Genomic DNA, 12388 nt, shown 5'->3' on the forward strand with positions numbered 1-12388 from the left:
ATAAATATGCAAACTATCACTGCTAAACCCAATGTTCTCAAAAATACTGGAACGATGGTCTACCGTAATCTACTTAAAACAATTCATAATCCTGAGAGATTTATGGATGTTATCATTCAACCCATCATGTTAATGCTACTTTTTGGTTACTTATTTGGAGGTGCTATTGCAGGTGGTGTGACTGCATATCTACCCACTATTGTTCCCGGAATTTTGGTTCAAACCATGATTTCCGCGGCCTCAGGATCGGCAACTCAAATTCGTGAAGATCTCGATACTGGTGTGTTTGACCGGTTCAAATCCTTACCAATCGCGCATATTGCACCTCTTGCTGGTCAACTATTCGCTGACATTTTACGACTGATGATTGCGACAGTATCATCCCTAGCTACAGGCTATGCGATGGGCTGGCGACCAGCTGTTGGTTTCCAGTGGGTCCTAGCTGCAGCGGCATTAGCAATCTTCATTGGCTGGTCACTATCTTGGGTCTTCGCCCTAATTGGTTTGTTAGTAAAAAGCGCAACTTTCATCCAAAGTCTTTCAACGATTGTAATGATGTTACTGTCATTCATGTCTAACGCCTTTGTGCCGACCAATACCCTTCCCCACTTCATGCAAATTTTAGCCAATGCAAATCCAGTCTCATTTTTTGTTATAGCAACCAAATCTTTATTGATAAATGGATCATGGTCGCAGGAATCTTTAGTAGTACTTGCATTTGGTGTTGGCACAGTAGTCATTACCTTGCCTCTGACCTTATGGGCTTATAATCACAATAACTAAATTCAAGGCTATGAGCCACTTCCATAAGCTTTGTTAACAATATTAGTACCTGTCACTAATTACAACTAATCTAGTTTATTAAAAAAATCAATAAAATGAAGCGAAAAATCCCTGACCTCAATTACTCGAAATCAGGGATTTTATATTGTTTTAATTCACAATTTTTTTAGTCATCATCCGACATATTTCCAGTGACCAAACTAAGATTCTTTATGAAATAATTTATTTCATTTTCATCTAAGCTTAGCATCTTAACTAACTAGTGACGACTTAATAATCACAATTCTTCAATTAAAAGAAAAAATTTTGGGTCTCAATTATTTAAGATTATGAGCCTATACATGTTAATACTAACGTTAAATTATTCATTTTTTGTTTTGTTTCTTAGGTCCAAACAAATTCACACCGAAATTATCTTTTGCGATTTCATATTGACTATCAGTTTCTCTAATCAAGGTATCAAGAATACGACTTAAATTTTGTTTATCATCATCAGATAAAGCATTCATATAATCCTCCTCATTGATACCCAGCCTGCCTGCAAATTCTTCACCTTTTTCAGTTAATGAAACAATAAAAATTCGTTTGTCCTCAGCTGACTTTTCCCTACTAAGCAGTCCCTTATGTTCTAACTTACGAATTAGCTCTGACGCCGATTGACGCTTCATATCTAGCTTTTCGACTAACTCATTTTGCGGAATCGAGTTGTCTTTTTTTAAGATTGTCAAGACTTTTCCTTGACCACTATTTGGATCAATTAAAGATAACCTGCTAATTTTGAATTGCCGTAGTTGCTTCAAAGTGTTGTTTAAGTAATTCATTTTTTTCGTTAATTCACTATTAATATCTGTCATTTTTACTCTTTCTTGTTTAAAGTGGTTGACAATTAATGTCAGGTACCATACAATATAAAACATGTCAGGTACATGACTAACAAAAACTAGTTTACCATATTTTATGTTTAACGACAAAAAAGGAAGATAATTTAATGAAGACATTAATGAACAAGAATCGTCAAAAAATATCAGGTATCTTTTTAATTCTCAGTGGCGCAATTTTCTTAATCACTGAGTTTATCAGTGCTGCCGCTTGGAGCCACCCAGCATACAGTTATACTTACAACTTTATTAGTAACCTTGGTGTACGTGGTCCATCCCATCTATTTGGACAATATATGCTTTCACCACTATCCTGGGTAATGAACACTGGATTTATTAGCTTTGGAATTCTAATTTTTATCGGCACTCTATTTCTAACAAATATAAGTCGCGCTGCCCATTGGATAACTAGCATTCTCGGCTTAATCGTTGCGGTTGGTGGAGTGCTTGTAGGATACTTTCATGGTTTAGGAGAGGCTTTGATTGATGGAACTGGAATGTATCATAGTATGGGCGCATTCATGGCATTTATCTTTGGCAATATTCTCCTAATTACTTTTGGTAGCATTAACCTACCATTATCAAAAAGATCTAAACTCATACTAATATTACTCGGAATTTTTGGCATAATCGCTACCTTAAGTTACACTGCTGCACTAATCCTCGCACCAGATAACCATCCCATCATCATTATTGGTTTAATTGAACGCTGCGCAGTGTACCCAATTCTCTTTGGTATGATTTATACAGGATATTCAATGATTAAAAGTAAATCAATCTCCATAAAATAGTTTCAAAAAAATCTCTGAACTCAGTTACTAGTGCTCAGGGATTTTTGATTTGTATCTCAGCTTTTTTAAAAAATATTTTTCCATTATCGTTGCTTTTTTTATTAACTTGGGTTTATTATTAACCATCGTTAAATAAAATCAAAAAACATTTAAGGAGCATTATATGGATTCAAGACAATTAGCTCTTAAATTATTAAAAGCAATGAATAGTAATAATCGACCTACTGGAATTCATGGACTAGCAGATGATACAGGCGGATCTGACTACTTTGTCTTACATTATTTGGAACAACACTCTGATGTCACTCCAAGTGAACTCAGCAAGTCATTACATGTAACCACAGCCAGAGTATCAAAGATTATCCGCGGACTAGAATCCAAGCAACTGATTTCTAGAAACTCAATGCCAACCGATCTGAGGAAATTCGTCATTTCATTGACCCCATTAGGCAAGCAGGCATTGAATGACCATGATGAAAAACGATTGAGTTATCTATCACAGATGATGGAATATCTTGGCGAAGACGACGCAGAAGATTATATTCGCTTGATTACGAAATTATCACAACGTGGTGCCAACCGAAATTAACCTAAAAAATATTTTTACATCACAATTCAAAATAAAACGAGGACTTTATTATGTCTAAAAAAACAACTGATTTAACAGATTTAAATCCAAAGATTATCGATTTTCAAAACAACTTACGAACAAAGTATGCAGAGGAAAATCCCACATTAGAAAAAGGCCAAATCGTATTCGTTGGTTCATCATTAATGGAAATTTTCCCAATTGAAAAAATGCAGCATGAACAAGATTTAGGCTTAAGCAAAAAGATTTACAACCGCGGTGTTCGAGCAACCACAACCGCTGATTTATTAGCAAACATGGATACCTTGATCTTTGATCTGCAGCCCAGTAAAATTTTTATTAACATCGGTTCAAACGACATTGGATTTAATGTCCCTGAAGCAACTTTTCTAAAAAATTATGCTGAAATTTTGAATCAAATTAAGGAAAAGCTGCCTAATACTCAAGTTTACGTGATGGCTTTCTACCCAGTGAACACCACTCATAATTTTGGTGAGGAGCATGATGAACACTCCCACCTTTATGAACATCGGTCTAATGACTTGATGGCAGAAGCCAGCGCTAAGGTTAAAACGATTGCCGAAAATGCCGGTTATCTATTTATTAACGTTAACGACGGCTTAACTGATGATCAGGGTGACCTCAAACCTGAACTGACATTTGATGGTGCTCATATGTTACCAAATGGCTATCAAATTGTGTTTCAAAATATGAAACCATACCTGGATTAAGTATCAGGATGCCTAGATCAAACCAGTCATTATTCTCAACTCATCCAAATACACGAAAAAACGTCTGATCTCAATTATTTTGAGATCAGACGTTTTTGGTTTTCATTCACCTATACTAAGAGTCACGATCATTTCGTTGCATATATAGTATTTGATCATTGGCAATTTCATCAAATACTTTATTCCCTAATTGACTAGAAATATCACCATTATTGATCAAATTCTGCACGTAGGAATACTCTTCTTGAAAAGCAATTGTTAACATTTCATTTTGAGCAGTCTGTTCCTCGCTGGTTCTGTTCCAGAATCGCTGGCGCTGATCGTAAAAAGCTCTTACTAACATGATTTCAGGACGTTCAAACGGATTAGGAAGATTATCCAAGTAGTTCGTAATGGCCTCATATGGTTCCCTTTGAACTTGATTCATTTTGATAATCCATTGATGTCGTTCAGCTTGGAGTTGTGCTTTGGACAACTTATTTCCTCCACGAACTTGCCTTTTAAGTTCTCGATTAAGTTTTCTACTTTCACGATTAAGTTTTGAAAAAGGAATAATCCAATTCCAGTAATCAATCCAGATATTGCGTGAGTAACGGTCATACATAACTATTGCCATTTGCTTATACTGAGCTGCCTCGGAATCAGAAATTTTATTATCTTTAACCATTGCAGTAATGGTTGCCTGCTCGATTTGCTTTGCTTCATCTAAGAGTGATTTAACACGCTTTTCATCCATTACTGGCGCAAGATACCTTTGAGAATTTAGAATTTGAATCACCGCTTTAAGATTTTGACTATCAGGATAGTGTCTAATTCTGTCAATTCCTGCATTGATAGCATTTCCTTTTGCCTCATCCAATTCTGTCTCAGTATACGAAGGTTTCTTGGCAGGAAGAATTAACTTCAAGACGACCGCAGGGACTAACAAACTCAACCCAATTACAATTGCGGAAATAAATATCAAATCAGCGCGGCCGTAATTAAAGTTCCGATTCAAACTCAACGGTAATGAAAAAGCCATTGCCATGGTGATAGTTCCATGAATTCCGTTAATTGCAATTAGCATACTATCTTTTAGCTTTGACTGATTATCTTCATGGGGAAGTTTGACCAATCCAAACCAGACCCACAAGAAGCGAACTAATACCATTACAATATATAAACTAATTCCGACAAAAATCAGCAAATTAAGGTTATGAACACTATGGTCCCTCAATTCATTTAATACCTCTGGAAAACTAATTCCTAATAAGACGAACACCACACCGTTCAGCACACTAGATAATAGCTCCCACGCAGAATTAGTTGTGATTTGCAATCTTGATGAAGACAGCTTCAACAAATCACTCTGCCAACCATGGACCATCCCAGCCGCAACCACCGCCAGAATTCCCGATACCCCAAATAATTCAGCAATAAAGTAAATTATAAATGGTGTCAGGATGTTATAAGGAATAACTACTTGAGGACCACTTAATCTACCACGAATCATCCACAATCTGGTCATCACAATTAGCCATCCCAATAATAATCCCAATACGATACCGCCACCAAAAACATACAGAAAATTTGTAACCGCATGGAAAACGGAGAAATATCCGGTGGTAATTGCTAAGATGCAAAGATTGAATGCGACAATCCCAGATGCATCATTAAACAACGATTCGTTAGCCAAAGTACCCATTACTGATGAAGGAACTTCCAGTTCAGAAGTAATTGAAGTCACTGCCACTGAATCAGTTGGGGTAATAATTGCTCCTAGAACAAATGCTAACGGTAATGACAATGCCGGCATGAACATATGTGTTACAAACCCAACTACCACAATGGTTATCAACGATAACCAAACCGACATTGATAATGTCGGCCGAAGTCATGAACAAGTTGCCGAATATTTGTATGCTGACCTTCGTTAAACATCAGCACAGAAATAATAATAAATAAGAAGACTTCTGGCGCCATTACATAATTAGTAAACCATGGTAAGAATGAAAGTATGATCCCAGCTGCTATATATATAAACGTAGCTGGAATTGACCGAATTTTCGTAGCAATTAAATTACTAATAACGACCGCAAAAATCAGCATGATAAGTTGAATCGCTATTGACAATGCCCATCATCTCCCCAAATTTAATATTTATTTTCATTATAGAATAAAAACCAACAAGATTAACTTAAGTGGGCATATATATGAAAAAATCTATGAGTTAATTGTGATGATTTACGTTTACTTTGAGGTTAACAATTTAAGAATAAAATCAAAAGCCCTGACCTCATTTTACTCGAGATCAGGGTTTTCTATTAACTAGTAATAAACAATTAAAATTTATGCTTCTGGATCAACTTTAACCAATCCACCGGCTAAATTATTCAAATCTGGTTTGTCAGCTGTTACAACCAACTGTTCATTAACAAAGGCCATCAACCCTAGTTCACTCATTTCACGCCCATATCCAGAGTTCTTAACACCGCCAAATGGTAGTTCTGGTAGTGATGCCATAAAGTTGTTAACAAAGACCATGCCAGTTTCAATTTGTGTGGCAACTCTTTCACCACGTTCTGCATCACCACTGAAGACGATTCCACCAAGACCATATTGAGAATCATTAGCTAATTCAATCGCTTCTGCTTCAGAATGAACTTTATATACCTGAGCAACTGGCCCAAACATTTCGGTATGAGCTGCTGGGTTGTCAAGATCAATATCCGTCAAAATAGTTGGCATAAAGAATTGACCATCTAAATCATAATCTTCATTACCATACGCAACGGTGGCGCCTGCAGCAATTGCTTCATCAACTTGCTTTTGAAGCTTTTCTTTGGCTTTTTTAGTGTTCATTGGTGCCAAGGTAGTGGTTGGATCCATTGGATCTCCAGGTTTAACCGATGCAAAATTCTTCTTCATATTTTCTACAAATTCATCATAAATATTATCCATTACGATGAACCGTTTCGAAGATGTACAGACTTGGCCTGCATTGTATAATCGAGCTCTCCAAGCAATGTTGTTCACATCATCCATATTGGCATCATCTAACACGATAAACGCATCTTGACCGCCAAGTTCCATCGTATTTTTCTTTAAATTCTTGCCAGCTTCTTCAGCAACTGAGCTACCACCCCGTTCGGAACCAGTCAAAGCGACTCCTTGAATTCGAGGATCGGCAATCACATCAGCGACTTGATCATAACTCATAAATAAGTTCGTTAAAGCACCTTTAGGGGCTCCCGCTTCTTGGACTGCATCAGCAAATGCTTGGGCAGACCAAGGAATATTGGCAGCATCTCTAAGAATCATTGGATTTCCTACCATAAAGTTAGGCGCGAAAACCCGCATAATTTGATAGTAAGGAAAGTTCCAAGGCTCAACGGCAAGAATAACGCCGGTTGAATGCTTATAAACTTTGGCTTTCCCATTTACTTGACTGTCTATCGGTGTGGGTTGCAAAGCTTTTCGCCTTGATCTGCGAAGTAATCAGCGATCATCGCACAAAGTTCAACTTCACCTTTTGATTCATTAATTAACTTACCCATTTCTTTGGTGGCAATTTCAGCCAACTCTTGGGCATTATCCCGCATCTTTTGGGCAATTTTATGCAACATTTCAGAACGTTCTTGAACTGGTTGATGCTTCATCTCTTGATAAAGCTTATCTGCATCGAAAATTGCATTATCAATATCTGTTTTGGTCGCATCGTCAAATGTTTTTAATACTTCATTAGTGAATGGATTAACTGTTTGTCTTGGCATACTCATTCTCCTTATATAGAAATTTCGTTATTTTTTTAAAATTTTCGACATTTTTTTCATCAGACAAGAAACTTGTCATGTCTGTAAGTAAGTCAGGATGGGTTGGCACCCAACCCAACTCATTTTGAGTTTTCTCGCTTGAGGTTGGATTATTAATTTGTAGTGTTGGTCCAAAGTACAAGCCGGCATAATCAACTGCTTTATCTGCAGACAACTCTTCTAACGGAATATTTAATTTAGTACTAATTGTTTCAGCGATTTCTTTGAACGGAATTGCTTCTTCTGCAGCAGCATTATAAACCGCTCCTGATTTTCCTTTTTCTAGGGTATCAACAAACAAATTTGCGGCGTCTAACCGATGAACGGATGGCCATGCATTAGTTCCACCGCTAAAGTAAGCTGACTTACCATTTTGAATCGCAATTTGAGCCGCGATTGTTCCGAATCCTTGCCGCGTTTCATCATGGACGGTTGGTGATAAACGGACCACCATTGCTCGAACTCCTTTATCAGCGTATCCCAGTGAGAACTTTTCTGATCTGGTCCGTAACTGTTTATCGTCACTAATATCATCCTCCGTCGCCTTACGGCCTTGATCTGCGACCATTAAGGTTCCCGATGTATTAACAAACGGCTTATTAGTTCCAGCAAGCTCATCAGCCATTGCCTTGATTGCGTTAACGTCAATCTCGACTGCCCCAGCCATGTCATCAAAATTATTGGTAAATCCCAGATGCAGGACTCCATCACTTTGCTTAGCGCCTGCTGCTAAAATATCGGTATCTTCCAAAGATCCGCGAAGTACTTCAACACCTCTAGCCGTTAATTTTTGTGCCGATTGCTCTGAACGAGCTAATCCAACCACATCATAATTTCGACGTAGTAATTCATCAACAACCGCCGACCCAATAAATCCAGTTGCGCCAGTAACAAAAATTTTCATAATTTGTATCTTCCTTAGTTAATTTTGATTTTAATTATTAAAGATACGGTTATCTTTAATGGAGATGATTATAAAAGATAGCACTATCTTTTGTCAACCGAATTGAGTAAATTATTTTAAATTATTTTTTCAAAAAATCCCTGACCTCAATTAAATGAGATCAGGGATTTTCTATCAGTTAAATCAGTTAAGATTAACCTAATTTGTTCTTGCTTTGTACTTCAAGCTTGTCATTGAAGTCATAGACAACTGGTTGACCAGTGGCCATTTCAAGGTTGATGATATCTTCAATGTACTTGCTCAATGCACGTAATGAGTTACCGTGGAAGTAAGTCATTTATTCCTTCATTGATTTTACGCCAAAGTATGCGGCTATCATCGCAACTACAAGAGTTACAATGTCCAAAATGATTGTGAACGAACTCGATAAATCAAGCAAAGACCAACTCCAAGCCAAAATTGCTACGATTACTACTAACGCGACAATAAGTAAAATCTTGTTTTTACTCATATCTATAACTCCCCCTATTTTATCGACAATGAATAATTAACCAGTTTACTACCAGACAAAAATTATAAATTCGGGGTAAGCATACGACTTGGCTAACGCACTGTCAACAATTCTATATACAGTGAAACTTATATAAAAATTGCTTAGCTATTGATGTAAATTGTAATTTTATGAAGAACTATGCCGATTTATAGCAAAAAAAGAACATACGACAAAGAAAATGTTTGAAGCCAAATAAGGATTGCTTATCAAGCTTCTTCTGTAATTAATGATAAGAAACATTCACATTATTAATTATTTGTAGCCTCACGTGTCGATTAAGCAATCCAAATTATCCAGATTATTATCCACAGCCAAAAACAACGCTTGTGATGATAGGTTATCCACAGGTGGATAACCTTCATGGTGTTTACTGGTATGGGAATTAGTTAATCAAAAATTATTTATTCGGGATTCTTTGTCAGCGGTACCCGATGACCATCCTTATCAAACAAAATAGTTTCTCCAGATAACCGGTTTGAATCACTTGAAGCCTCTGTCTTCTGGTTATTCCTCGCGCCATTCTTTGAGGAAACTGGCTTTTCATTAGATGTGTCATTGGGAATAACGAAAAATACCCCGGCACTCAAGAACAGCGTAATTAAAACTACGATAAGGCCTTTATTTTCCATACCTAACCTCCATACCCAACGTTGACTTTACAGGCTTACCATAAAGCGTTTCATCATGAAGTCAATGGCACTATTCTGCTTATTCAATAGCTGAAAATTCGAAGATATCAATTACCCTTAGTCATTAATCTTTAAAACAATTCTCCCTCGGGATGCTGTCTCATCTTCATAATGTTGAGCTAGCTTTACATCATTCATTTCAAACACCTTATTTATTTGTGCTTTGAGAGTTCCTTTTGATAGCATTTCTATAATCTTTTTATATTGTTTAGGGCTAATCGGTAGGTTATTAAATACACTATGGATATCCAAACGAAGTTTATGATATGTGGGTAAAGCGGAAGTAAACAAGGTTCCACCATCTAATAATTTACTTTCGGATTGATTAAGTAACGACTCATTGCCAGCCGTGTCTAGAACAAATTTTATGGACTTATTATCTACATCCTTAATTTTGGTAACGACTTTCGCATCAGGAAAAATCATTTGAGTATAATTCCGGCTTCGTTCTGAAGAAAGAATGATAACATTTGCCTCAAGAGATATTAACATCTGATACAAATAACTTCCGATGCCACCCGATGCTCCAATTAGTAATACATCATCATTTTTTTGTACTCCCACGCTTTTAACCATCATCATTGCTGTATCGGCCCCACCAAAAATTGTTGCACCAGCTTCTAGTGAAACATTGTCGGGCAAAGAAAAAATGTATGGGGGAATGGCGGCATTAACAACTTCCGCATACGTTCCATTGGGCGCAGCACCACAACCCGCGTTCCCTTTGACGGCCAAATAAGATTTTGATCATGAATAGTTCCAGAAAATCCATATCCCAGAATTCTTGGCAAAGGATCATTATGCATTTGAGTTAAAAGCCCTGCTTCATTTTTTATATCCCATGGTAAAACTGGAACGTATTTTACATCCACAAGTCTGCCAATAATATTGCCCTTGGGTTCTGGTAGATTAACGATTTGAATTGAATCAATACCATTGAAGTCTTTTTGAATTACTGCTCGCATAAATTCATCCTCCACTTTCTTAGTTATCGTAAGCTTACGGCGTACAAATATACTTATAAAATCAGAATACTAATTTTATAAATTCAATTTAATGATCGATACTAGGCGTATGGAGGCGATAATGATGCCAATAATCATCTTATTAATAGTCGTACTTGGAATTACAAAAGTATTCAGTCTGAGCTATGTTTTAACGCTTACCTGGACTGGCGGGATTCTTGTCTTACTAATAATCATAAAATTGATTCTTGTTCTATTACTACGTAAACGTATTATTAACAGGTAGTAATTTATAAATGGTTATTTAATATTAAAACTAAAAGAACCGTGTGAATATCAACTGTTTTAAAGTAAATATTCACACGATTCTTTTAGTTAATAGATCGATTAACATTTTGATTGAAGACTTTCGAAATCACTCGATAATTATTATCAGCCTCTTTAGCATGGACCTCATCGTTTATTGCGACATATTCATGAGCTAACATGAAGAAAAAATCTGCCAACATAAAATTAGAGTCATGGTCTGTTGCCCATTTCACCCCATTTTGTAAGACATTAATTGATTCATTAAGTTTCTTTTGATGTAATAATGCCATCCCATACTGATAAAATACAACGTTTAGATTCTTATCTGGCTGTATGATCCTATTCATCAAAACGGCATCCATGACCGTTTCAAAATTTTCTAAAAGCTTAGCTCTATTTGATTCAATCTCAATAAAATTAATAACTGATAAAATTAATGCTTCTATCCCAGTCAAACTTTCATTTTCGCCTTGAATAGGTGAATTTTAAGGCTGTGTTTAAGTATCTCAAAGCTGATATTGCATCTTTGGTGAGTTGATAAGTGCCACATCCGTAATAGTAGTAAAAGATTTGTAAATCTTCGTTTTGAGATAAATTAGCAATAACATTAGAAGAATCCATATAATCAATTAATTCTGCGTACTGATGATTATTGCACATCTGTTCCACATTCCGACTAAATTCTTTATCATCAGCAATTCCGTAATACGTACTTAATAACGATCTATCAACTGAAATTCCCAATCTTTGACAAATTTCAGATAATAAAATGGCATTAGGAACATAGTTTCCTTTTTCAATATTACTAATCATCGACTGCGAACAAATTCCAGAAGCTAACTGCTTTTGCGTTAGCTTAAGCTTTTTCCGTTCTGACGCAATATTTTTTCCTAATGATTGTGACATGACTTCAAATTTACTTAAACCAGCCTCCATTATGTTCACTCCTATCAGATAAAAAATACCTAAGTTGAGTTGATTGTATCATGGTAATGTAAAAAGGATACACAAGTTACACTCTAAAGAAGCTGACATGAGATGCAATACATATAAACCTCTTTATTAATTGGCAATTCAGAGCAAATTATTAATAATGGCTTAACAACGGACTTTGGAGCACTATAAATAAAAAATGAATTTTATAAAGAGTTTAATTGCCAATAAAGCCTTGAATTGTTCCGATCATAAAAGGAATTAATACAGCGATTCATGTCAATATAATACTTATTTTTTGAGTTATATTAAGAGTTTTGAAGTCTTTTCTAAAACTCAAAATAAGAAATATTACGCTAAATGTCGATAAAAAACTAAAAACAACGTATATCATAAGAATCCTCCTCCTTTTTTGAGTATTATTATACAATACCAATTTTTTAGTTGACATAATACATATTTATCAAAGCAT

Annotated in this window: 12 protein-coding genes and 3 pseudogenes; 4 read left to right on the forward strand and 11 right to left on the reverse strand. The window is 35.9% G+C overall.

What is annotated here, in order from left to right:
• Window positions 1-6: 6 nt before the first annotated feature.
• Window positions 7-783 carry an ABC transporter permease gene (locus tag NBRC111893_RS00290; protein WP_125007549.1) on the forward strand — a complete coding sequence of 259 codons (777 nt, stop codon included), beginning with the start codon at window positions 7-9 and terminating at the stop codon, window positions 781-783.
• A 365-nt stretch (window positions 784-1148) separates the two neighbouring features.
• On the opposite strand, the gene NBRC111893_RS00295 is transcribed toward NBRC111893_RS00290, so the two are convergent.
• Entirely contained in the window at window positions 1149-1637 is a 489-nt protein-coding gene (locus NBRC111893_RS00295) for a MarR family winged helix-turn-helix transcriptional regulator (RefSeq protein ID WP_160114414.1), read from the reverse strand.
• Between the two features lie 134 nt (window positions 1638-1771).
• Here NBRC111893_RS00295 and NBRC111893_RS00300 point away from each other — a divergent pair, with 134 nt between their 5' ends.
• From NBRC111893_RS00300 to NBRC111893_RS00310, 3 genes are all read left to right on the forward strand, one after another.
• Window positions 1772-2452, forward strand: a complete 681-nt coding sequence (locus NBRC111893_RS00300; protein ID WP_225417443.1) for a DUF998 domain-containing protein — start codon at window positions 1772-1774, stop codon at window positions 2450-2452.
• Window positions 2453-2615: 163 nt separating this feature from the next.
• The gene (locus NBRC111893_RS00305) at window positions 2616-3041 is read left to right on the forward strand and encodes a MarR family winged helix-turn-helix transcriptional regulator (protein WP_125007551.1); all 426 of its coding nucleotides are present in this window, start codon (window positions 2616-2618) and stop codon (window positions 3039-3041) included.
• A gap of 50 nt (window positions 3042-3091) precedes the next feature.
• Entirely contained in the window at window positions 3092-3772 is a 681-nt protein-coding gene (locus tag NBRC111893_RS00310) for a GDSL-type esterase/lipase family protein (protein ID WP_125007552.1), read from the forward strand.
• Between the two features lie 115 nt (window positions 3773-3887).
• On the opposite strand, the pseudogene NBRC111893_RS00315 reads toward NBRC111893_RS00310, so the two are convergent.
• From NBRC111893_RS00315 to NBRC111893_RS00360, 10 genes and pseudogenes are all read right to left on the reverse strand, one after another.
• Window positions 3888-5860, reverse strand: a pseudogene (locus NBRC111893_RS00315) (cation:proton antiporter).
• 240 nt (window positions 5861-6100) lie between these two features.
• Window positions 6101-7524, reverse strand: a pseudogene (locus NBRC111893_RS00325) (NAD-dependent succinate-semialdehyde dehydrogenase).
• A complete protein-coding gene (locus NBRC111893_RS00330) occupies window positions 7505-8467 on the reverse strand; it encodes an SDR family oxidoreductase (RefSeq protein ID WP_125007555.1) in 963 nt (320 codons plus the stop codon). The pseudogene NBRC111893_RS00325 and the gene NBRC111893_RS00330 overlap by 20 nt, the downstream one beginning before the upstream one ends.
• A gap of 193 nt (window positions 8468-8660) precedes the next feature.
• Window positions 8661-8792 (reverse strand): annotated as a pseudogene (gpmA, locus tag NBRC111893_RS00335) (2,3-diphosphoglycerate-dependent phosphoglycerate mutase); the annotation flags it as partial.
• A 12-nt stretch (window positions 8793-8804) separates the two neighbouring features.
• Window positions 8805-8978, reverse strand: a complete 174-nt coding sequence (locus NBRC111893_RS10610) for a hypothetical protein (protein WP_160114415.1) — start codon at window positions 8976-8978, stop codon at window positions 8805-8807.
• 443 nt (window positions 8979-9421) lie between these two features.
• Window positions 9422-9649, reverse strand: a complete 228-nt coding sequence (locus tag NBRC111893_RS00340) for a hypothetical protein (protein WP_125007556.1) — start codon at window positions 9647-9649, stop codon at window positions 9422-9424.
• A gap of 117 nt (window positions 9650-9766) precedes the next feature.
• Complete coding sequence (locus NBRC111893_RS00345; protein WP_125007557.1) at window positions 9767-10351, reverse strand: zinc-binding dehydrogenase; 585 nt, start codon at window positions 10349-10351, stop codon at window positions 9767-9769.
• Window positions 10330-10674 (reverse strand): MDR/zinc-dependent alcohol dehydrogenase-like family protein, encoded by a 345-nt coding sequence (locus NBRC111893_RS00350; protein WP_125007558.1) that lies wholly within the window; start codon window positions 10672-10674, stop codon window positions 10330-10332. Before NBRC111893_RS00350 ends, NBRC111893_RS00345 begins: the two co-directional genes overlap by 22 nt.
• A gap of 371 nt (window positions 10675-11045) precedes the next feature.
• Window positions 11046-11438: a hypothetical protein gene (locus tag NBRC111893_RS00355; protein WP_125007559.1), complete on the reverse strand. Its 393-nt coding sequence runs from the start codon at window positions 11436-11438 to the stop codon at window positions 11046-11048.
• Window positions 11439-11442: 4 nt separating this feature from the next.
• Complete coding sequence (locus NBRC111893_RS00360) at window positions 11443-11919, reverse strand: helix-turn-helix transcriptional regulator (RefSeq protein WP_125007560.1); 477 nt, start codon at window positions 11917-11919, stop codon at window positions 11443-11445.
• Window positions 11920-12388 lie beyond the last annotated feature (469 nt).

It is taken from the genome of Lentilactobacillus kosonis, from assembly GCF_003864335.1.
Lineage (GTDB): Bacteria > Bacillota > Bacilli > Lactobacillales > Lactobacillaceae > Lentilactobacillus > Lentilactobacillus kosonis.

What these genes read in the sequence shown, in the direction of transcription:
- NBRC111893_RS00290 (WP_125007549.1), top strand. Translation starts at nt 7, where the DNA reads ATGCAAACTATCACTGCTAAACCCAATGTTCTCAAAAATACTGGAACG.
- NBRC111893_RS00295 (WP_160114414.1), bottom strand. Translation starts at nt 1,637, where the DNA reads ATGACAGATATTAATAGTGAATTAACGAAAAAAATGAATTACTTAAAC.
- NBRC111893_RS00300 (WP_225417443.1), top strand. Translation starts at nt 1,772, where the DNA reads ATGAAGACATTAATGAACAAGAATCGTCAAAAAATATCAGGTATCTTT.
- NBRC111893_RS00305 (WP_125007551.1), top strand. Translation starts at nt 2,616, where the DNA reads ATGGATTCAAGACAATTAGCTCTTAAATTATTAAAAGCAATGAATAGT.
- NBRC111893_RS00310 (WP_125007552.1), top strand. Translation starts at nt 3,092, where the DNA reads ATGTCTAAAAAAACAACTGATTTAACAGATTTAAATCCAAAGATTATC.
- NBRC111893_RS00330 (WP_125007555.1), bottom strand. Translation starts at nt 8,467, where the DNA reads ATGAAAATTTTTGTTACTGGCGCAACTGGATTTATTGGGTCGGCGGTT.
- NBRC111893_RS10610 (WP_160114415.1), bottom strand. Translation starts at nt 8,978, where the DNA reads ATGAGTAAAAACAAGATTTTACTTATTGTCGCGTTAGTAGTAATCGTA.
- NBRC111893_RS00340 (WP_125007556.1), bottom strand. Translation starts at nt 9,649, where the DNA reads ATGGAAAATAAAGGCCTTATCGTAGTTTTAATTACGCTGTTCTTGAGT.
- NBRC111893_RS00350 (WP_125007558.1), bottom strand. Translation starts at nt 10,674, where the DNA reads ATGCGAGCAGTAATTCAAAAAGACTTCAATGGTATTGATTCAATTCAA.
- NBRC111893_RS00360 (WP_125007560.1), bottom strand. Translation starts at nt 11,919, where the DNA reads ATGGAGGCTGGTTTAAGTAAATTTGAAGTCATGTCACAATCATTAGGA.